18 protein-coding genes are annotated in these 22,259 nt (G+C 45.3%); 10 read left to right on the top strand and 8 right to left on the bottom strand.

Annotated features, from left to right (window positions below; translation table 11 throughout):
* Positions 1-57 precede the first annotated feature (57 nt).
* From BMW86_RS04850 to pckA, 3 genes are all read right to left on the bottom strand, one after another.
* A complete protein-coding gene (locus BMW86_RS04850; protein WP_089779491.1) occupies positions 58-687 on the bottom strand; it encodes a 7-carboxy-7-deazaguanine synthase QueE in 630 nt (209 codons plus the stop codon).
* A complete protein-coding gene (folD, locus tag BMW86_RS04845) occupies positions 687-1,574 on the bottom strand; it encodes a bifunctional methylenetetrahydrofolate dehydrogenase/methenyltetrahydrofolate cyclohydrolase FolD (RefSeq protein WP_089779489.1) in 888 nt (295 codons plus the stop codon). The genes BMW86_RS04850 and folD overlap by 1 nt, the downstream gene beginning before the upstream one ends.
* A gap of 173 nt (positions 1,575-1,747) precedes the next feature.
* Positions 1,748-3,349 (bottom strand): phosphoenolpyruvate carboxykinase (ATP), encoded by a 1,602-nt coding sequence (gene pckA / locus BMW86_RS04840; RefSeq protein ID WP_089779488.1) that lies wholly within the window; start codon positions 3,347-3,349, stop codon positions 1,748-1,750.
* A gap of 347 nt (positions 3,350-3,696) precedes the next feature.
* On the opposite strand from pckA, the gene BMW86_RS04835 reads away from it, so the two are divergent.
* From BMW86_RS04835 to BMW86_RS04815, 5 genes are all read left to right on the top strand, one after another.
* On the top strand, positions 3,697-4,989 hold the full coding sequence (locus BMW86_RS04835) for an aminopeptidase P N-terminal domain-containing protein (protein WP_089779486.1): 1,293 nt from the start codon (positions 3,697-3,699) through the stop codon (positions 4,987-4,989).
* Between the two features lie 133 nt (positions 4,990-5,122).
* Positions 5,123-5,896, top strand: coding sequence for a CDP-alcohol phosphatidyltransferase family protein (locus BMW86_RS04830; protein WP_089779485.1), 774 nt, complete (start codon positions 5,123-5,125; stop codon positions 5,894-5,896).
* A gap of 49 nt (positions 5,897-5,945) precedes the next feature.
* Entirely contained in the window at positions 5,946-6,191 is a 246-nt protein-coding gene (gene purS / locus BMW86_RS04825) for a phosphoribosylformylglycinamidine synthase subunit PurS (RefSeq protein ID WP_089779483.1), read from the top strand.
* 99 nt (positions 6,192-6,290) lie between these two features.
* The gene (gene rsmI, locus BMW86_RS04820; protein WP_089779481.1) at positions 6,291-6,962 is read left to right on the top strand and encodes a 16S rRNA (cytidine(1402)-2'-O)-methyltransferase; all 672 of its coding nucleotides are present in this window, start codon (positions 6,291-6,293) and stop codon (positions 6,960-6,962) included.
* Positions 6,963-6,992: 30 nt separating this feature from the next.
* The gene (locus BMW86_RS04815) at positions 6,993-8,879 is read left to right on the top strand and encodes a M1 family metallopeptidase (protein WP_089779479.1); all 1,887 of its coding nucleotides are present in this window, start codon (positions 6,993-6,995) and stop codon (positions 8,877-8,879) included.
* A gap of 156 nt (positions 8,880-9,035) precedes the next feature.
* Here the strand turns inward: BMW86_RS04815 and BMW86_RS04810 are convergent, their stop codons facing one another.
* The 5 genes from BMW86_RS04810 to BMW86_RS04790 all read right to left on the bottom strand — a co-directional run bounded on the left by BMW86_RS04810 (position 9,036) and on the right by BMW86_RS04790 (position 12,153).
* Positions 9,036-9,245, bottom strand: coding sequence for a hypothetical protein (locus BMW86_RS04810; protein WP_089783563.1), 210 nt, complete (start codon positions 9,243-9,245; stop codon positions 9,036-9,038).
* A gap of 44 nt (positions 9,246-9,289) precedes the next feature.
* Complete coding sequence (locus BMW86_RS04805; protein WP_089779477.1) at positions 9,290-9,685, bottom strand: hypothetical protein; 396 nt, start codon at positions 9,683-9,685, stop codon at positions 9,290-9,292.
* 12 nt (positions 9,686-9,697) lie between these two features.
* Positions 9,698-10,282 (bottom strand): RNA polymerase sigma factor, encoded by a 585-nt coding sequence (locus tag BMW86_RS04800; RefSeq protein ID WP_255372847.1) that lies wholly within the window; start codon positions 10,280-10,282, stop codon positions 9,698-9,700.
* A gap of 107 nt (positions 10,283-10,389) precedes the next feature.
* Complete coding sequence (rsmG, locus tag BMW86_RS04795) at positions 10,390-11,013, bottom strand: 16S rRNA (guanine(527)-N(7))-methyltransferase RsmG (protein WP_089779475.1); 624 nt, start codon at positions 11,011-11,013, stop codon at positions 10,390-10,392.
* A gap of 6 nt (positions 11,014-11,019) precedes the next feature.
* The gene (locus BMW86_RS04790) at positions 11,020-12,153 is read right to left on the bottom strand and encodes a glycosyltransferase (RefSeq protein ID WP_089779473.1); all 1,134 of its coding nucleotides are present in this window, start codon (positions 12,151-12,153) and stop codon (positions 11,020-11,022) included.
* A gap of 199 nt (positions 12,154-12,352) precedes the next feature.
* Between BMW86_RS04790 and tgt the strand changes: the two genes are divergently transcribed.
* The 5 genes from tgt (at position 12,353) to BMW86_RS04765 (ending at position 22,257) form a co-directional block, all read left to right on the top strand.
* A complete protein-coding gene (tgt, locus tag BMW86_RS04785; protein WP_089779471.1) occupies positions 12,353-13,483 on the top strand; it encodes a tRNA guanosine(34) transglycosylase Tgt in 1,131 nt (376 codons plus the stop codon).
* Positions 13,484-13,570: 87 nt separating this feature from the next.
* Positions 13,571-14,650: an LptF/LptG family permease gene (locus BMW86_RS04780; protein WP_089779469.1), complete on the top strand. Its 1,080-nt coding sequence runs from the start codon at positions 13,571-13,573 to the stop codon at positions 14,648-14,650.
* Positions 14,651-14,844: 194 nt separating this feature from the next.
* On the top strand, positions 14,845-16,164 hold the full coding sequence (locus BMW86_RS04775) for a citrate (Si)-synthase, eukaryotic (RefSeq protein WP_089779467.1): 1,320 nt from the start codon (positions 14,845-14,847) through the stop codon (positions 16,162-16,164).
* 30 nt (positions 16,165-16,194) lie between these two features.
* Positions 16,195-18,354, top strand: a complete 2,160-nt coding sequence (recG, locus tag BMW86_RS04770; RefSeq protein WP_089779465.1) for an ATP-dependent DNA helicase RecG — start codon at positions 16,195-16,197, stop codon at positions 18,352-18,354.
* 231 nt (positions 18,355-18,585) lie between these two features.
* A complete protein-coding gene (locus tag BMW86_RS04765; RefSeq protein ID WP_089779464.1) occupies positions 18,586-22,257 on the top strand; it encodes a gliding motility-associated C-terminal domain-containing protein in 3,672 nt (1,223 codons plus the stop codon).
* Positions 22,258-22,259 lie beyond the last annotated feature (2 nt).

Genomic DNA, 22,259 nt, shown 5'->3' with positions numbered 1-22,259 from the left:
TTGTCATCGCCGGACAATATATGAAAAAATCTGCAAATGTAAGATGTTAAATGAGTATTAAGGGACGTGTATATACTTGTGAATCTGTAAGGAAAGCTGCCACTGCGGGTTCGCTTTAATGTAATCTATAATGAGCGGAGTGATCTCCGCTGCTTTATCCCATTCCGGCTGAAGGTAGAGCTTGCAGTGAGAGTTCGCCAGGGCAGCATATTTCTCTGCCCATGCAAAGTCCGACTTATTGAAAATAACTACTTTCAGCTCGTTTGCCAGGGTACATATTTCCGGCAAAGGGGCTTTGAATTTTTTGGGAGATAAAGTTATCCAGTCCCAGTGCCCACTCAGCGGAGAGGAACCGGATGTTTCAATATGTGTATGGAATCCTTCCTGATGCAATGCTTCAGTCAGCGCATCCAGATCATGCATTAACGGCTCTCCGCCGGTAATCACCGCAATGCGGCCGGGATTTTCGGCCGCATCACGTGCTAAATCATTTACCGATAACAAAGGATGTTTGGATGCATCCCAGCTATCTTTTACATCACACCAGTGACAACCAACATCACACCCCCCCAGGCGTATAAAATACGCAGCTCTGCCCTGATGGTAGCCTTCACCCTGTATGGTGTAAAAGCGTTCCATTACCGGCAGTTGGAGAGTGCCTGAAAGATATGTTACTGATGCCGTCATTAATTTAAATTTACCTTTTGTCCGATAGAAGCGTGGTAGGTGTTCTTCAGCAACGCTGCAATGGTCATAGGACCAACACCACCCGGTACCGGAGTGATATAGCTGCATTTATCAGCCACATCATTAAAATTCACATCACCTACCAGCCTGAAACCACTCTTTTTGCTCGCATCTGGTATACGGTTGATACCTACGTCAATGATCACCGCTCCTTCTTTCACCATCTCCGCTGTCACAAATTCAGGGCGGCCGATCGCAGCCACAATGATATCTGCCTGTTTGCACATCTCTGTGAGGTTAGGCGTTTGTGAGTGACACAATGTAACCGTACAGTTACCAGGGTAGCTGTTACGGCTCAGGAGTATGCTCATCGGTGTACCTACAATATGACTGCGTCCTATTACTACAGCATGTTTGCCTTTGGTTGGAACCTTGTAATGTTCCAGCATCAGCATAATACCATAAGGAGTAGCAGGAATAAAAGTAGGCAGTCCGCTTACCATTTTTCCCACGTTTACCGGATGAAAGCCATCTACGTCTTTACTGGGATCAATGGTATTGATCACCAGTTCTTCGTTAATATGTTTAGGTAAAGGAAGTTGTACGAGGATGCCATCTATTTCCGGATTTTCATTCAACATGATAATGTTATCCAGCAGATGTTTTTCAGAAATCTGAGCATCAAAACGCAATAGCGTGGAATGGTATCCGATTTCGGCACAGGATTTCACCTTGGAAGCCACATACGTTTCACTGGCGGCGCTGTCGCCAACCAGTATAGCTGCCAGATGAGGCACCTTCTGGCCCATCGCCTTCAATTCAGTTACCTTATCTGCTAATTGGGCCTTGATAGCCGCTGAAACAAGTTTACCGTCTAAAATTTGCATGCGCAAAGGTACAGTAAAAATTGTAAAATGGGAGAGTGCAAGTTCTGCAAAACAAGTTTCCTGCTTTCAAATATGAATAAGGTCACTTGTTTTGCTACAGGCAAAACCTGTATAGGATAGAACTTGTAATAGTAGTGGAAATTTTAAAGGCAGGAATTGAACCCCAATATAGACTAAATATTTGGAGATGCAGATAAAATTTCATGATCGGCAATAGAAGCATACTTTTTAAAGTTTTGCACAAACCGGGCCGCCAGTTCCCTTGACTGTACATCATATGCTTCTTTATTCTCCCATGTATTGCGTGGGTCCAGGATGTTCTCGGGTACTCCGGGACATGCTTCCGGGATAGCAAAACCAAATACGGTATCGTATTTATAAGACATTTTTTCCAGATCTCCATTCAGAGCCGCCGCTACCATAGCCCGGGTATAACCCAGTTTGATACGCTGTCCAATACCATAAGCCCCGCCTGTCCAGCCGGTATTCACCAGCCATACCTGCACTTTATTGCTATGCAGTTTCTCTCCCAGCATCCGGGCATACTGCACAGGATGCAATGGCAGGAAAGGAGCGCCAAAACAGGTACTGAAAGTAGCGCTGGGCTCTGTAACACCTGCTTCTGTACCAGCTACCCTGGCCGTATAACCAGAAATAAACTGGTACATAGCCTGTTCCGGTGTTAATTTAGAGATAGGTGGTAATATGCCATATGCATCACATGTAAGGAAGAAGATATTCTGTGGAATATGTCCTACAGAAGGGATCATTGCATTATCTATATAATACAGGGGATAAGATACCCGTGTATTTTCTGTAATACATTTATCCGCATAGTTCACCACCGTAGTATTCGGATGGCAGGTAATGTTCTCCAGCAAAGCGCCTTCACGTACCGCATGATAAATCTGAGGTTCCTTTTCTTCACTCAGGTCTATACATTTCGCATAACAGCCTCCTTCAAAATTAAAGACGTTGTCTGCAGCCCAGCCATGCTCATCATCTCCAATCAGCTTACGCTGCGGATCTGCACTCAGCGTGGTTTTTCCCGTTCCGCTAAGTCCAAAGAAAATAGCCGTATCGCCGTCTTTTCCCTGGTTGGCAGAGCAGTGCATGCTCAATACGCCATGCTCATGTGGCAGTAGATAATTAAGAATGGTGAAAATGCCTTTCTTGATCTCCCCGGTATAAGCGGTGCCTCCAATGATGATGGTTTTGCGGGTAAAGCTCACCATCGCAAAGTTCGGCTGGCGGGTGCCATCCACAGCAGGATCTGCCAGGAACCCCGGAGCCTGTATAACAGTCCATTCCGGATGCATATATTCCAGTTCTTCCTCTACAGGACGCAGGAACATATTATAGGCAAAGAGATTGGCCCAGGGTGTTTCGGTAATCACCTGGATGTTGATCCGGTAAGCGGGGGCTGCACAGGCATAACAATCCCTCATCCAAACATCCTTCCCGGAAAAGTATCCGGTGATTTTCTGATAAAGATTGTCAAAAGTTGCTGTAGAAACAGGGATGTTAAAATCATTCCAGTTCACAGTATCTGCTGTCAGATTATCCTTTACAATAAACTTGTCTTTGGGAGAACGGCCTGTAAATTTACCAGTATTCACAGATAGGGCACCACTGCTGGTGAGTGCCCCTTGTCTGCGTGATAAAGTTTGGGATACTAACACGGAAGGTTCCAGTTGATAGTATACATTAGCTGGCTGCCTGATACCTAATGCTGAAAGGTCGGCAACGAAATCCCTTACGCTGCTAGCTTGCATAGTAAGATTGTTTTGGTGTGTAAAAGCAAATCTAGTGCTTTTTTGATATTTTCAAATTATTAGCCCCGGATTAACATAAATTTAGAATTTCACGATGCTAAATGGTTGTTTGTTTAGTATATTTCTAAAATGCGCCTGCCTGAGCTATGGAAAACGGCAAGGAATAAAAGGGTATAAATACACTTAATAAATAACCCCGGACAGGGGCCTCCTCCCTGTCTCCGTCCTATCTCCTTCCTGTCTCCTTCCTCTCTGAAGCATGGATGAAGTATTAACCGCGTACTTTATTGCGAAATTTCAGTAGGTTTGACGCGCATTTATATAAGACACCACCGTAAAACATGCACATGAAAAATTTGCCCTTAGACTCTCAGACTTTCATTAAGAACCGTCAGCGCTTTATTGCAGAAATGCAGCCTCACTCTATCGCTATCATCAATTCCAATGATGAACTGCCTACGAACGGCGACGCACTCTATAAATTCCAGCAGAATGCAGACCTCTATTGGCTTACAGGTGTAGAACAGGAAGATACGATGGTAATTTTATACCCTGATAATCCAGACCCTAAATACCGCGAAGTACTGGTATTGGTTCGCCCTAACGAGCTGAAAGAAAAGTGGGACGGACATCGCCTGCGCAAAGATGAAGCCCTGGCTGTTTCCGGTATTGCTACCGTAGTATGGCTGGATGCACTGGATGCCATGTTACAGCAATGGATTCACGAAGCCACTAACATTTACCTGAACTCAAACGAAAATAACCGCAAAGCCAGCCTCGTACCGGTAAGGGATTACCGTTATGCAGAAGAGCTGCGTGCCCGCTACCCCCTGCACACTTACCTGCGTGCAGCCGTGATCTTAAAGAAACTCCGTGCCGTTAAAACACAGGAAGAAATAAAGATCATGCAGGTGGCCATGGATATCACAGAAAAAGCTTTCCGCCGCTTATTGACCTTCATCCGTCCAGGCGTATGGGAACATGAAATCCAGGCGGAAATCGTACACGAATTTCTCCGCAACCGCTCAGACGGAGAGGCATATACCTCTATCATCGCCAGTGGTGACCGTGCCCGTACCCTGCACTACGTAACCAATAACCTGGAATGTAAAGACGGAGAACTGGTACTGATGGACTTTGGTGCCGCTTATGGTGGTTACAATGCCGACCTTACCCGCACCGTACCCGTAAACGGCAAATTCTCTGCCCGTCAGCGCCAGGTATATGATGCCTGTCTGCATCTGCACAACTATTGCAGGTCCATCCTCAAACCAGGTATCACCATCGCTAAATACCACGAAATGGTAGGCATTGAAGCAGGGAAGGAGTTCGTAAAACTGGGACTGATTACCGAAGCAGATATTAAAAATCAGGATCCCGAAACCCCTGCATACCGCAAATACCTCTACCATGGTATTTCTCACCACCTGGGTGTAGGTGTACATGACCTGGGACCATCCTTCTTCCAACCCATTCCTGAAGATTCTGTAATGACCATAGAACCCGGTATTTATATCGAAGAAGAGCAAATGGGCGTTCGTATAGAGAATAACATCTGGATAACTGCCAAAGGCAATATCGACCTGATGAAAAATATTCCCATTACTGCTGACGAGATTGAAGCTCTGATGAAGAAATAGTATATATATTTACTTAATATTAAAGGCTGATTAAAGTTCCATTATAATTGGAACCGACTGCTTATAACAAGGAATTATAATATTAATTTCGTCCGATAGCAAAGCCAACAATCTGTTTGCATATAAAAGTAGAATGAAACAACTTCCAAATATCCTTACGCTCGGCAACCTGTTTTGTGGCTCACTGGCCATTATCTTCATCCTGCATGCTCCGCAATACATCGCGGAATTCAATGGGGTAGAATATACGATTACCAATCCGGAACCAGTTTACTGGGCCTCTGCATTGGTAGTACTGGCAAGTTTGTTCGACTTTCTGGATGGATTGGTCGCGCGTTTACTGAAGTTGCAATCCCCCTTCGGGAAAGAACTGGATTCCCTGGCAGATCTGATCACCTTCGGCCTCGTACCGGGAATGATTTTCTTCCGCCTGTTACGCAGTGCATACATGCGCATGCCTGATGTATTCGATGTATCGTACATTAACCTGGCTCCCGCATTATTAATACCCTGCTTTGCAGCCTACCGCCTGGCAAAGTTCAACCTGGATACAAGACAGTCTGAAAACTTTATAGGCATGCCTACTCCGGCAGTAGGACTGCTGGTAGCTTCCTTCCCGCTCATCATCCTGTACAATCCCTTTAACCTGGCGCCCATGCTCCAGAATCTCTGGGTATTGTACACGGTCATCCTGGTATTGTGTTACCTGATGGTAGCAGAAATACCCATGCTGAGCCTTAAGTTCAAAACGCTCTCGATGTCAGAGAACTGGCCCCGTGTGGCTTTGATCATACTGGCTATAGCCGGTGCTCCTTTACTCAGATTTGCTGCTGTGCCGGTGGTGTTTATTTGTTATGTTTTACTGTCCGTAATAGCACGTCCTGCAACGGGGAACACCGGAAAATGACTTGTTTTTTGGGATTAAAGTATTAGGTTTGCGTCAAAATTTTTAGGAAATGACGTTTACTGCACATATCAATGTGATGCCGCTGAAAGAATTACTGGACCCGCAGGGCAAGGCGGTTATGAGTGGTTTAAAAAACCTGGGCATCAGCCATGTACAAGACGTAAGAATAGGTAAACACATTACCCTGCAGATAGATGCTGCTACCAAAGAGGAAGCAGAAAAACTGGCGTCTGACGCCTGTCAGAAATTACTGGCAAACCAGGTAATGGAGTCTTTTGAAGTACACATTCAATAAGCTGCAAGCTACAAGCTACAAGGTGTATTGCATCTTGTAGCTTGTCATCTTATAGCTTCTACGTAGCTTGTAGCTTGCGGCTGTTGCTAAATATCCATCATGTCGAAGCTATATCTCGTTCCATCTCCCATAGGTAATCTCGCCGATATCACATACCGTGCGGTGAAGGTGCTGGAAGAAGCAGCACTGGTGCTGGCGGAAGATACCCGCACATCCGGAGTGCTGTTAAGGCACTATAATATCAACAAACCCATCACTCCCTACCATCAGCATAACGAACACAAAATTGTACAGCACCTGTTAGAACAGATGCAGTCAGGCAAGGTTATGGCCCTTATCACCGATGCCGGTACACCAGGCATCTCCGATCCGGGTTTCCTGCTGGTTCGTGAATGTGTGCGTGGCGGAGTGCCGGTAGAATGCCTGCCAGGTGCTACTGCCTTTGTGCCTGCCCTTGTAAACAGCGGCATTCCCATGAACCGCTTCTCCTTCGAAGGCTTTCCTCCTCTTAAAAAAGGCCGTCATACCTTGTTTACGCAACTGGCTACAGACGAGCGCACACTGGTATTTTACGAATCTCCCCACCGGCTGGTACGAACACTGGAAGACATGATCGGTTACTTTGGGGCAGAAAGGAACTGCTGTGTCAGCAGGGAACTCACTAAAATGTTCGAAGAGAACAAAAGAGGCACCTTACAGGAAGTACATGACTACTTTAAAGAAAAAGGTGTCAAAGGAGAGATTGTATTGATCGTAGAAGGAGTATCTTAAAGGTAATTAATCATAAAACGAATATTCTGAATGAAGAAATTGACAGTCGTAAAATGCCTGTTGGTAACACTGTTGACCACTGGCTGGCAGGGCACACAGGCACAATCAGACCGCTGGCAGCAAAGAGTGAAGTACTCCATGGATATCAACATGGATGTAACTACCAATCGTTTCAGCGGTAAACAGAAATTGGAGTATATCAATAATTCCCCTGATACACTGTATAAAGTATTCTACCATTTATACTGGAACGCCTTCCAGCCAGGCAGCATGATGGACGTCCGCAGCCGCGAGCTGGGAAAAATAGTGCTGTACAAAGATAAAAACGGTAATGAGAAACATGATTGGGATGGCCGTGTCACTGATCGTATCTCAAAACTGCAACCAGACCAGATCGGCTACCAGAAAATCCTGTCCTTAAAACAGGATGGCGTAACCCAGACATACAATGTAATAGGTACCATACTGGAAGTACCATTGAAAAAGCCCATCCCTCCACACAGCACTACCGTGTTTGATATGGAGTTTGAAGCCCAGGTACCCGTACAGATCCGCCGCAGTGGCCGTAATAACTCCGAAGGAGTGGATTACTCCATGGCACAGTGGTACCCTAAAATGTGTGAATATGACTATGAAGGATGGCATCCAACCCCTTATATCGCCCGTGAATTCTATGGCGTATGGGGAGACTATGACGTTAAAATTGCGATCGATAAAAAATTCGTAATAGCTGCTACCGGTTATCTGCAAAACCCCAACCAGATAGGTTATGGCTATGAAATGCCCGGTACCCGTGTTGTCCGTCCGAAAGGGGAGAAGCTCACCTGGCACTTCAATGCGCCAAACGTCCACGACTTTGTATGGGCCGCAGATCCCGACTATAAACATATCACTCAGGAAGTAGACGGTTTCAGAGCCCACTTCTTCTACATAGAAAATGATATCACAAAGAACACCTGGCCGGAGTTTGCGAAGATGGTTCCCCGTATGTACGCCTTCATAAAATCCCATTACGGCCCTTACCCTTATAAGAGCTACTCTTTTATACAGGGCGGAGACGGCGGTATGGAATACCCGATGGCTACTTTAATCATGGGTAACGGCAAGCTGGAAGGCTTATACGGCCTGGCTGCACATGAATGGATGCATACCTGGTACCAGGGAATGCTGGCCACCAACGAAAGCCTCTACCCATGGATGGACGAAGGGTTTACCACGTTCGCTGAAAACAACATCATGTTCCATACACTGGATTCTACCCATACTTCTGCCCAGTCAGGCGCTTACGGTGGTTACTTTGCCCTCGTGAACAGCGGCTACGAAGAACCTATGAGTACCCATTCCGATCATTATAATACCAACTACGGATACAGCTTAACTGCCTACGCCAAAGGAGCCGTATTCCTGGAACAGCTGGGTTATATCATCGGTACGGAAAACCGTGATAAAGGACTGTTACGGTACTACCGCAACTGGCGCTTCAAACACCCTAATCCGAATGATTTTGTAAGAGAGATGGAAATGCAGAGCGGATTACAGCTGGACTGGTACAAACAATACCTGGTATACACCACCAAACATATCGATTATGGAATAGACAGTGTATATGAAAACAATGGCAAAACAATCGTAAGACTGCGTTGTGTAGAACGTATGCCTATGCCCATTGATCTGCTGGTAACTGCAAAAGATGGTAAAAAGGTGATGCATTATATACCTTTATCGCTGATGTATGGGTCAAAACCGGCAGAAGATAATACGCCGCGTGTAATACATGATTACTGGGCCTGGACGAGCCCTACTTATGAAGTGGAAGTAGACCTGCCTATGAGTGAGATCAAAACCCTGGAAATAGATCCAAGTCTGAGGATGGCAGATATAAACAGGAGTAACAATAAATTAGAACTGAGTAAATAGTCTTTGAAGAGTAATAAAACAGGAACAAAACAGGAACAAAAGAGGTTCATCCTCCGTTTATCCTCCGTTCACGAACGGAGGATAAACGGAGGATGAACCTCTTCATAAGCTGATCAGAGCCTGTTCATAAGCCGATCAGAATCTGTTTTGATCCTGTTAATCCAATATCTCACAGTCAAACCCCTGCTGCTGTACAAAATTGATCACAGCATTTTCTTCCACTTTCATTTCCGTAATCCTCAGTACTTTATCACAATCTTCCAGGTCTACATGGCACTGGCCTACTTCAAACCTGTTACGGATAGCATGGATAATGTTTTGCCTGTCTTCAAGAGTCGCTATATTGGTTTTGAATATCCCTATCATAGCATAAAATGTTGAATGGTTAATTGCAGCAGAGAGCATAACAGTTAGATATTAGTTTCCTGTTTGGTTTGAGTATCATCTTTTTCTTCTTCATTCCAGTCGTTCCAGCGGCCAAATCTGCCACCTGTGCAGCGTTTAAAACGTTCGCGCATCTTTTCCTTTTCTTCCGGGGTCATATGTTGCATACGGTCCTTCAGCCTTTGGCGCCATGCTTCCGGCCCTCGTGGCCCGAATTTATGACCACCGCCATGCCAGCCAAACAGGAGTTTGCCAAGAAGGCAAAGGCCCAGTGCCTGCCAGAAGGTGATTACAGGTCCGTGAAAAAGGTCAGGTATCAGGCAGTTCCATAACTCTCTTACCCCAAAGCCCAATGCTGTAAGGAAGATAACTCCCAGCAGCAGGAACTTAAATACATGAAAAATCTTTGTTCTCCTATACATATCTTAATGTTTTTAATTTTTTAAAAGTTCCTGGTATAGTTCTGCCAGCCGTTCCCGTAAATACAGCACTGCATATCGCTTTCTCGACAATAAGGTATTAACGGATACGCCGGTTTCGGCAGACATTTCTTTGAAAGATTTCCCTTCTATCTCGTGCTGGAGAAAAACATACCGCTGATCTTCGGGCAATTCCTCTATAGCTTCCATGATAGCTTCTGCCATGATTTTGCGGGTCATGGGTGCATCACTTTGTGCAGAGGGGTCTGCAATAATTTCAGTCAGGAACATCGTCTCTTCCCCCTCGTATTCACGGGTATGATCGCTGAAGGTAGTTTCCCTCTTTTTACGGAACCAGTCGGTAATTTTGTTGCGGGTAACAGTAAATAACCAGGCGGTAATGGAATCTATATGGCTGCCTACCCTTGAATATTCTGTGAACTGGTAGAGCACATCCTGTAAAATATCTTCCGCGTCCGCTACGTTATTAACCCTTTTTTTGATGAAGTTAAGTAAGCGCTTACGCTCCTGCTGCACCGTTTGCTGTATGCGCTCGTTTTGTTCTGCAGCCATAGCCAGTGGTGTTTTATTTAGGAGCATTTCTTTCATCTTAGTTATGGAGACGAAAAAACAAACCTGATATTTTACAGTTTACGAAGTTTTTGTGGGATTTTTTAGGCTATTTCTGTATAAGGGCTGAAAATCAATTATTTATTTACTACCACGATATGTTTTTCCTGGAAAAATTCTTCCGGGAACAGCTTATATATATTGGTGATCCTGGGTCTTACTGTACTATCAGCTATTTCCTGGGTCAGATCTCCGCCCTTCAGGCAGATTAATCCGGGTTGCTGTTCATGGGCCGGAGCTGTTTTAAGCAGGGGTTTGCTCCAGAACCATAAATCTTTAAGGGGTGCTACTGCCCTGGATACTACCAGGTCGAATTTGCGGTCTTTGATCTCTTCCGCCCGGGTATGTGCGGTGGTGACGTTCTGTAAACCAATGGCTTCTGCCACTCCCTGTACCACTTTAATCTTTTTACCAATAGAATCTACCAGGTGAAACTTTACTTCCGGGAAGAAGATAGCGAGGGGTATGCCGGGAAAGCCACCGCCCGTACCTAAATCAAGGATCTGGGTGCGGGCGGGAAAATCTGCTATTGCAGCTATACTAAGTGAATGTAATACATGCTTTTCGTACAGGGCATCAATATCCTTGCGGGATATCACATTAATCTTCTCATTCCATTCCTTATACAGCTCACCTAATGCCTGTAATTGCTGCAGTTGTTTCTCTGTAAAATCCGAAAAGTATTTAAGTACTATCTCCATCTATATTTACCACTTGTTCTTTGATTTGAACAATAAAGCGGGCGTGAAGATAAGATAATACAATAACATAAACAGGTCCATAAACCAGCTGAACTTGAACAGGTCAGACTCATCCAGCTTACGCATAGCCAGGAAAGTGATCACAGATTGCAACAGGAATTTAAACCCGAAAATGCCGAGTGTATACATCCATAAAGGATGGTAAAACATAGCGGCAATAAACAGCGGGTAAAATAAGAAGTGACTCATGGAGAACAGGCCCAGCAGGAACTTATGACTGAAACGATAATGCTTACCGGTAGACATATGCCTTGTTTTCTGCAGGAACCAGCTGCGCCAGCTGGTCTTAGGCTCCGAATAGGTGAACGCCTTTTTGTCAATCACCACACCCACATTCTTACTGGTAGCAGCGGCATTCACAAAAAGATCATCATCGCCGGATGCCAGGTGGTGATGGGCAGTAAACCCTTTCAAACGGAAGAACAACTCGCGTTTGTAAGCCAGGTTACGGCCAACACCCATATAGGTAACACCACTAAGGGCAAAAGAAAGATATTGTAAAGCGCTGAAGTAAGTCTCATAACGGATCACCTTATTCAGCAGGCCCGGTTTCTTTATATAAGGACTGTATCCCAGTACAATCTCTTTACCATCAGCAAAACCCTGGCTCATAAAAGACAGCCAGTAAGTACTGGAAGGCTTGCAGTCAGCATCTGTCAGCACCAGGTTTTCATAATTGGCGCCCCGTATCCCCATAGACAGCGGATATTTCTTACCAGGAATGAATTTAGCAGGTTGCATGATCTCAATATGCCGGTAATGAGGGTAGCCGGGTTCTATAGAGCGCAGGTAATATTTGGAATCGTCTTCCGAGTTATCATTGACTACTATCACCTCATAGGCAGGATCTTTAACACCATGGAACCGTTGTTGCAATACGGAAGGGAGATTCCGCTGCAGGTTCATTTCTTCATCTTTTGCACAAATGATAACAGAGCATTTCTGCTCCGGTTCGTGGTCATTATCGAAGGTACGGCGATAAAAGGCTACCCGGGAGAAAAATATCAGGTAATACAGTATCTGTAAGCCTGCAATAGTAGCAAAACAGTAAAAGGCTATTAAGCCCAAGTTATACAACATAGCATAGCAAATATATACGATTTTGATTATCTGTATGTGTCTGTGGAAAAAAAAGATTATGCACAAAACGTTGTATTACTGATTGCAGGTTGTAACTGCTATTCAGCATTCCCCTTCTTTTCCCTTATTTTTGCCCCCTGAAAACTGGGCAGTGTTTCATTTTCACCCAATCAGAAAGCACTACCGAACTTGTAAAGAGATGATTTTTGAACTGAAGACAACAGACAGCGGCAGCAAAGCGCGTGCAGGAGTGATCACTACCGGCCATGGCGTTATCGAAACCCCTATTTTTATGCCGGTAGGTACAGTGGGCAGCGTAAAGGCTGTAACGCAGGAACAGTTGCGTACAGACATCAATGCACAGATTATACTGGGTAATACCTATCATTTATACCTCAGACCCGGTCTGGAAGTACTCTCCAAAGCGGGTGGATTACATAAATTCAATGGCTGGGACCGTCCCCTTTTAACCGATAGCGGTGGTTACCAGGTATTTTCCCTGGCTGCCAATCGTAAAATCAAGGAAGAAGGCTGCATGTTCCAGTCGCATATAGATGGCTCCCGTCACCTTTTCACACCGGAAAATGTGATGGATATCCAGCGTACCATCGGGGCCGATATCATTATGGCCTTTGATGAATGCCCGCCTTACCCTTCCGAATACCGCTATGCAAGAAAATCAATGGAGCTGACCCACCGCTGGTTAGACCGTTGTATCAAACGCATGGCCCAAACGGAACCGGCCTATGGACACGAACAAACCCTGTTCCCCATCGTGCAGGGCAGTACCTATAAAGATCTCCGTACCATCTCTGCCACAGAAATTGCTGCCCGCGAATGCGCCGGTAATGCTATCGGTGGCCTTAGCGTAGGTGAACCGGAAGAAGATATGTACGAAATGTGTGGCTTGGTATGCGATATCCTGCCGGCACATAAACCCCGCTACCTAATGGGAGTGGGTAACCCCTGGAACATCCTGGAAAACATTGCATTGGGGGTAGATATGTTCGACTGTGTAATGCCTACTCGTAATGGTCGTAACGGTATGCTGTTCACCTGGGAAGGCGTTATCAACATCAAGAATAAGAAATTTGCTACGGACTTTACCCCGATAGCAGAAAGTACTGACTGCTTCGCCAGCCGCCAGTACTCAAAAGCCTATCTGCGACACCTGTTTGCTGCCGGGGAAATCCTGGGCATGCAACTGGCCAGCATCCATAACCTGGCTTTTTACCTGGAACTGGTGAAAGAAGCAAGAAAACAGATCCTGGCAGGTACTTTCGCACCATGGAAGGAAAAAATGGTGCCTCAGCTGAAAACAAGGCTGTAGGCAAATGTTATAGAATTGCTAATAGCTTGTTCTTTATAGCATTTCGGGGCCGCCCTTTCATATTATTTATTATTTTGCCTATATATTATGACTAAGATCGACTGGTATATATTACGCAAGTTCATAAGTACCTTCATTTATTCGCTGTCAATCCTGTTGGTTATCTCTATCGTGATAGATATAACCGAAAAGATTGATGACTTCATGAACAGTAACCTGTCCTTTTACAGGATAGTGGTAGACTATTACTTTGGTTTTATCCCATATATAGCTGCCCTGTTATTCCCCCTGTTCATCTTTATATCAGTGATCTTCTTCACCTCTAAAATGGCTTACCGTACAGAAATCGTAGCCATTTTATGTAGTGGTGTCAGCTTCCGCCGTTTCTTACGTCCTTACTGGGTAGGTGCCTTTTTATTCGGAGGATTATTATGGGCCGGTAACCGCTGGACTGTACCCACCGCTAACCGTGTAAGGAACAAATTCGAAAATGTATATGTAGACAGGAAAAAGGCACAGGAGAACCTGTACGACAAAACCATGCGTATAGACAGTTTCACCTATGTAACTTTCGGTTCCTACGATCCTAACTATAAAAGTGGAGGAAACTTTTTACTGGAAGATATCCGCGGTCAGCAGATGGACCTGAAAATGAAAGCCGACCGTATCTCCTGGGATTCGGTAGCAGGAAAATGGAAACTCAGCTCTGTGACTATCCGTACCATCAACGGACTAAAAGAACATTGGGTGAACAGCCCGGATACAGCTATCAAGATTCCTCTCCGGCCGGAAGAAATGAAGGAAGAGAAGAATAAAGAGCAGTCCATGACCACGCCGGAACTCAACAAATATATCCATAGGGAAGAATTAAAAGGGGCCGAAGGTCTCAATGTATTGTACGTAGAACGCTATCGCCGTACCTCTTCCGCTGCCGCTGTAGTCATCCTCACCCTCATTGGTGCCATTATCGCATCCAAGAAAGTAAGGGGAGGAAGTGGGTTACACCTGGCAGTAGGAATTGTGATCAGCGCCAGTTATATCATCTTTTTACAGTTTTCCACGGTGTTTTCTATTAAGGCCTCGCTGAACCCGCTGCTGGCAGTCTGGATTCCTAATGTGATGTTCGGGATCTTAGCCCTCTGGTTGTATTTCAGAGCGCCTAAATAAAAATTCACATTTCTTTAATACATTGCTTACGCAATAAACATATCTTTTAGTAAATTGATAGCCAATTGCTTATGATTTTATCAGACTGTACATTCCTTCCTTCATATGATCGGGAACTGTTAAGTTCATTAACAAATCATTACTTTTGACAATCGATCGATTTTTTGTTATTATTACCAAATCAACAGTTTAAAATGGGGTATATAAAAGAAAAATTCAAGGTAAAGGCCGATGAGCTCAACGCTGAAGTAAAAGACCTCGTGAAGAACCATGGCACCAGGAAGATAGAAGACGTTACGCTTGCACAGGTTTACCAGGGAATGCGCGGCATTACAGGTTTGGTTACAGAAACATCATTACTGGATGCCAATGAAGGGATCCGTTTCCGTGGTTACTCCATTCCTGAGTTACGTGAAAAAATGCCAAAGGCGCCAAATGGTGCAGAACCACTGCCGGAAGGATTATTTTACCTGATGCTGATAGGTGAATTACCTACAGAAGCAGATGTTCAGCATTTATCCAGCCAGTGGGGCCGCCGTTCACATGTACCCAACCACGTTTTTGATGCTATTGAAGCACTGCCTGTAACCACTCACCCAATGACGATGTTCACAGTAGGGGTGATGGCCATGCAAACAGAATCTGCTTTTGCAAAAGCCTATGGAGAAGGTATCAATAAAAAAGACTACTGGAGTTATATGTACGACGATGCAATGGACCTCATTGCCCGTCTGCCACGTATAGCCGCATATATCTATCGCCGTAAATACAAAGGTGGTAATCATATTCAGCCTAACGGCCTGCTGGACTGGGCTGGTAACTTTGCTCACATGCTGGGTTACTCAGACGAAGGTTTCAGAGAGCTGATGCGCCTGTACATGACCATCCACGCAGACCATGAAGGTGGTAACGTGAGTGCGCACACCACTCACCTGGTAGGTTCTGCCCTCAGTGATGCTTACTTGTCATTCGCTGCCGGTATGAATGGCCTTGCAGGTCCGCTGCATGGTCTGGCTAACCAGGAAGTAATCAAGTGGATCCTTAGCATGCGCGAAGAACTGGGCGGCGGTATCCCTACCAAAGAACAGATCACTGATTACGTAAAGAAAACACTGGCAGAAGGTAAGGTAGTACCAGGTTATGGTCATGCCGTACTGCGCAAAACAGATCCACGCTTTACCGCTCAGATGGAGTTTGCAAAGAAACACCTCGCAGACGATGAACTCGTGAACATCGTTTGGCTGGTATACGAAACAGTACCACCAATCTTAGAAGATCTGGGTAAAGTAAAGAACCCATGGCCTAACGTAGATGCACATTCCGGTGCCTTGCTGGTACATTACGGAATGGTAGAATACGAATTCTACACCGTACTGTTTGGCGTTTCCCGCGCACTGGGTGTACTGGCTTCTCTCTGTTGGGACCGTGCACTAGGTTTCTCTCTCGAAAGACCAAAATCCGTTACTACAGAATGGATGAAACAGTTCATAGAAGGAAAAGTAGAAGCAGAATAACTGATATACAATCAAATTATAGAAAGGTAAATGGCATATGCTATTTACCTTTTATTTTTGTACCCGAATAATACAATCATCACAACCGTCACTTCCATATTATCCAATCCGATAGAGTACCTGAAAGGTGTAGGCCCGCAGAAAGGAGAACTGTTGCGTAAAGAAATCAACCTGCATACTTTCAGAGATCTGCTCGATTATTTTCCATTCAGGTACGTAGACCGTACCAAAGTGGAAAAGATCATCAGCCTGCATGCGCAGATGGATTATGTACAGATAAGAGGAAGGATCACCCGGCTGGAAGTGGTAGGGGAGAACCGTGCTAAAAGGCTCGTGGCTACCCTCAGGGATGAAACAGGGGAGATGTCGTTAATCTGGTTCCAGGGTTGGCAGTGGATGGAGAAATCATTACAGCTGAATGTGGCCTACCTCGTGTTTGGCAAGCTCTCCCTGTTTAATGGTTACCTGCAGATGTCCCATCCGGAAATGGAGCTGCTTACGGGAGATGTAGTAACCGGTAAACAGTTCCTGGAGCCGGTGTACTATACCACGGAAAAGCTGAAGGCCCGTGGCCTCACCGCCAAGGCAATCGGTAAACTCTCCAAAAATCTGCTGGAACAGATGTCTCCGAATGAGATCCAGGAAAACATCCCTAAACCGGTATTAGAGCAATACCGGCTGATGGACCGCTCAAAGGCTTTCTTCAAAATCCATCTTCCTGCGGGAGAAGAAGATGCACAGCAGGCCAGGCGCCGTCTGAAATTCGAAGAACTGTTCCTGGCGCAGATCAGGATCTGCCGCCTTAAAATAAGAAGACAACAGTCGTCCCATGGGTTCATCTTCAACCTTGTAGGTGATGCCTTCAATACTTTCTATAACGAACACCTGCCCTTTACACTCACTGGTGCGCAAAAGCGCGTACTGAAAGAGATCCGGCAGGATACCGTAACAGGCCGACAGATGAACCGCCTGATACAGGGAGATGTGGGTAGCGGTAAAACAATGGTAGCATTGTTAACCATGCTGCTGGCAGTAGACAATGGCTTCCAGGCCTGTCTCATGGCTCCCACGGAAATATTATCACAGCAGCATTATAAAAGCATTTCAGAGCTATTGGAGAAAATGCCGGTGAAAGTGGCATTGCTCACCGGTAACGTGAAAGGAAAAGCACGTAAACAGATCCTCAAAGACGTTGCATCCGGAGAAATTCACCTGCTGATAGGTACACATGCCCTGTTGGAAAACCAGGTGGAATTCCGTAACCTGGGAATGGCAATTGTGGACGAACAACATCGTTTTGGTGTGGCGCAGCGTGCCCGTCTGTGGCAAAAAAACGTCATGCCTCCACACATTCTGGTAATGACGGCTACGCCTATCCCGCGAACCCTGGCCATGACCGTCTACGGAGACCTGGATGTTTCCGTAATCGATGAACTGCCACCCGGCCGTAAACCGATTACCACCGTACATCGTACTGAATTCCAACGCCCCCAGGTAATGGACTTCATCAAAGAAGAAATTCAGAAAGGCCGGCAGGCATATATCGTATACCCGTTAATTGAAGAATCGGAAACCCTGGACTACGAAAACCTGATGAAGGGATACGAAGAAGTGAAAGCTTTCTTCCCCGAACCGAGGTTCTATATCAGTATGGTACATGGACGCCAGCCCGTAGCCATGAAAGAAGCCAACATGCATCGTTTTGTAACCGGCGATACCCAGATTATGGTGGCTACTACCGTGATAGAGGTAGGCGTAAACGTACCCAATGCTTCCGTGATGGTGATTGAAAGTACCGAACGTTTTGGCCTTTCCCAGCTGCACCAGCTGAGGGGTAGGGTAGGAAGAGGGGCGGAGCAGTCTTACTGTATCCTCATGACAGGCAACAAACTGGGTCATGATGGTAAGGAACGTATACAGGTAATGGTGCAAACCAACGACGGTTTCCTGATTTCAGAAAAGGACATGGAGTTACGTGGTCCGGGAGATATCGAAGGTACCCGCCAGAGTGGGTTACTTGATCTGAAACTGGCGGATATTGTGGCCGACAGGGCCATCCTGGAAGCTGCCAGAGCCAGCGCAGAGAAAATTTTACAGGAAGATCCTGATCTTACTATGCCGGAAAATCAGCCTTTACAACAATTTTTGGCTGCACAGCTGGGAAAATCTCAGTGGAGTAAAATTTCCTAACCTCTTTTTACGTTTATTATATAATCCACCCCCGTTAACTGGTATAATAAAAGCGTAAACTTTAAACTCCAGCCTGATTTCAGCATCTAAAAATCAGGTGATCGGTTACAGGGACTATAAATCATAAATAATGCTAAGGTTGGCGCTGTTATTGCGGTAACAATTGTACCATCATCTGCGTTTATAAGTAATAATAACTTGTTTTCCAGAACATAAATTAAATCTATTCCGTTGAATTTTACTTTCCCTATAGGCTGTTTAGCTTTCGTTTTTTCGCTGTTTACCAGCGAACAGGCTGTGGCACAGGCGCAAACACAAAAGTTTTATGATAATACGCCTTTGCAATTCACAGAGAATAAAGGGCAGTGGAGCGGTGATTTTTTATACAAGACAGATATGGGAGGCGGTGCCGCTTTTTTAAAGCGTACCGGTTTTGTATTTGTTCTGCAGGATAAAGCCGACTTTGAAAAGCTGACAGAAAGAGTACATGGTCACGCAGGTCTTGGCGATACCATCATTCACCTCGATCCGTCAGGAGGTTCTTCCTTTAAAGCTGCCAGCACTGTCACTACTACTGCCGCTTCTGCAGCCGCACCGGAACCGGGCGTAATGCCGAATGTAAAAGGGCATGCGTATGAAGTAACATTCCTGAACGCAGCTGCCAATCCGCAGGTAATACCTGATAAAGCGGCAGAGAGTTATGCCAATTATCTTATCGGAAATGATAAATCCAAATGGGCCTCTAACGTAAAATCTTATCAGCTTGTTAATTACAAATCATTATATCCTGGTATAGATATGCAGGTGTATTCAGAAGCATCTGTATTGAAGTATGATCTCATCGTGCAACCAGGTGCAGATCCTTCCCAGATCCTGCTGCAGTACACAGGTGTAGATAAAATGGAGATCAAAAAAGAGCAACTGGTTATCACTACTTCTGTAGGTACAATTACAGAACAAATGCCTTTTGCTTATCAGTATATTGATAATCAACGTGTATCCGTAAAGGTTTCTTATGCGTTAAGTGGTAATAAACTGCACTTTAAGGTGTCTGGTACATACAACGACGCCTATCCACTGGTCATAGATCCTTCTTATATCTTCTCCACCGTATCAGGTTCCAAAGCAGATAACTGGGGCTTTACCGCTACGTATGACGGACAAGGCTGCCTCTATGGAGGTGGTATCGTCTTTGATGTCGGTTATCCTACCACTACCGGTGCTTTACAAACTACTTACCAAGGTGGTAGTTTTGATATCGGTATCAGTAAATTCTCTTCCAACGGACGTAGTTTACTCTACGCTACCTATGTAGGTGGTAACGGTGCAGAACAGCCGCATAGCCTGTTCGTAGATGGTGCAGGTCAGTTGGTAATCTCAGGAAGAACAACTTCAACTAATTATCCGGTTACTAATACTGTAGGTACGAGAGGCCGCTGGGATATCGCCATCACTAAACTGAATGCGACAGGTACCGGTATTGTCGGCTCCCTGATTATTGCCAGTCCGGATGATGATGCAGTAAATATCAACGAAGACCGTAAAACAGGTACTTCTGTATTACTGCGTAACTATGGGGATGATGCCCGCAGTGAAGTAGTCATCGATGGTGCTGGTAGTATCTATGTGGCCAGTTGTACACGTTCCGCCAGCTTCCCGGTAACAGCAGGTGTTTTCCAGCCTACTTTCGGTGGTTCACAGGATGGTGTGGTGATGAAAATAGATCCTACCTGTAATAACCTGATATGGGCCAGTTATATTGGTGGCAGCAAAGAAGATGCAGCTTATGTGCTGGCTTTGGATGGCATGAACAGCTTGTATGTGGCAGGAGGTACTGCCAGTAACAACTTCCCCATAAAAGGTAGTCCGATATACAACAGTTACCGCGGAGGTGTTTGTGATGGTTTTGTGGCTCATCTTTCTACAGATGGTACAACGTTATTGCAGAGTACTTACATGGGGGCCGGCAGTGCTGCGGCAGACCAGGTATATGGTATCCAGATGGATTCCAAAGGTTTTGTTTATATCATGGGTACTACGGAAGGTTCATGGCCAATTGTACAGCCTACAGGCACCGCTACTTTTTACAATGACAATTCCAAACAGTTCATTGCCAAGTTGCAACCGGATCTGTCTGCATTTGTATATTCCACTACTTTCGGTAAGGTAGCCTCCACTCCAAGTATCTCTCCGGTAGCCTTCCTGGTGGACCGTTGCGAGAATGTATATGTATCCGGATGGGGTGGTGGTATCAATACTGCTTTACATTATTCTAATTCCAATACGGCCGGTTTACGTGTAAAGAATGCTTTACAGAGTACAACGGATAGCCAGGACTTCTACTTTTTCGTATTACAGCGAGATGCTACGGATGTACTGTTCGCCAGTTACTTTGGTGGTAACGGTACCTACGAACATGTGGATGGTGGTACCAGTCGTTTCGACCGTAACGGTGTAATATACCAGGCAATCTGTGCATGGTGTCCAAGTGGTAACTCCGAGTTCAGGCCCCGTTACCCGACTACGCCGGGTGCGTATTCTACTACCATGCCTAAAGACTGTAACCTGGGCTGTCTGAAGATTGCGTTTAACCTGGATGGTGTAAAAGCAGGTATCAAAACAGAAGACCGTAAAACGAATTACTGTGTACCTGCCACTATCACTTTTGTAGATACTACAGGAACACCTGCAGTAACCTGGACATGGAATTTCGGAGACGGTTCTCCTATTGTATCCGGCACCAACGATACAATTCAGCATACATACAGTGCTTCGGGTAATTACACAGTGACACTGATAAAATGTGACCCTTCCAGTTGTAATGGTTGTGATACTTCCAGGCTGTTGCTGCGCATCCGTACAGATGAAGCGATATTTAATCTGACAGCTGCCAGACAGCCACCCTGCCAGGCGCTGAGTTACTTATTTGATCTCACCAGTACACCGCCAAAACCTTATCAGTCCAATTCATTTGTACTTGATTTTGGTGATAATACAACACCTGTAACAGTGGGCCCTGCTAACTTCCCATATGCGCATCAATATGCGGTGGAAGGGGTATACAATGCCACACTGACGCTGGTGGACAGCAATTATTGTAACGCACCGGAAACAGATACGGTTACCTTACGTGTAGCCGCCAATGTGGTTGCTTCATTTACAGCACCGGACAGCTCCTGTGTGCCTGCCACTATTACATTTGATAATACCAGTAAAGGCGGAGAAACCTTTGCATGGGATTTTGGTGATGGCAGTACCTCTACAGATGTAAGTCCTACGCATGTTTACATGAATGCGAACACTTATACGGTTAGTCTGGTTGTAACAGATAATAATACCTGTAACAAAATAGATAGTGTCACAGAGGTGATCAATGTATTCCCGCCGCCAACGGCCGACTTCAGTTATTCACCAACTAAGCCGATAGAGAATACGCCAATAACTTTCCAGAACCAGTCTTCTGCTGATGCAGTCAGCTACATCTGGGAATTTGGCGACGGTAACGGATCTCACGAAACCAATCCTGTTTACCAGTATAATAAAACAGGCGTATACGATGTATACCTGATTGCTACTAACCGCACCGGATGTACGGATACGGTACACAAACAGGTAAGTGCCATCGTAATACCATTGTTCGATATTCCTTCTGCTTTCTCACCCAACAGGGATGGTGTGAACGATGTATTCGTGGTGAAAGGCTTTGGTATCGCCAAGTTTAGTATAAAAATATTTAATCGTTGGGGTCGGCTGATGTTTGAATCAAATGATCCTGCTATAGGATGGAATGGTGTCTCCAACGGAGCCCTTCAGCCTATGGATGCATATGCCTATGTAATCAACGTAGAGTTTAGTGACGGCACTACAGCTACAAAGAATGGAAGTGTAACCTTGTTAAGATGACG

The sequence above is a fragment of the Chitinophaga sp. YR573 genome (assembly GCF_900110995.1).
GTDB lineage: Bacteria > Bacteroidota > Bacteroidia > Chitinophagales > Chitinophagaceae > Chitinophaga.
The sequence above is the reverse complement of the archived record's forward strand: the minus strand, read 5'-3'. Positions and strand labels throughout refer to the sequence as shown.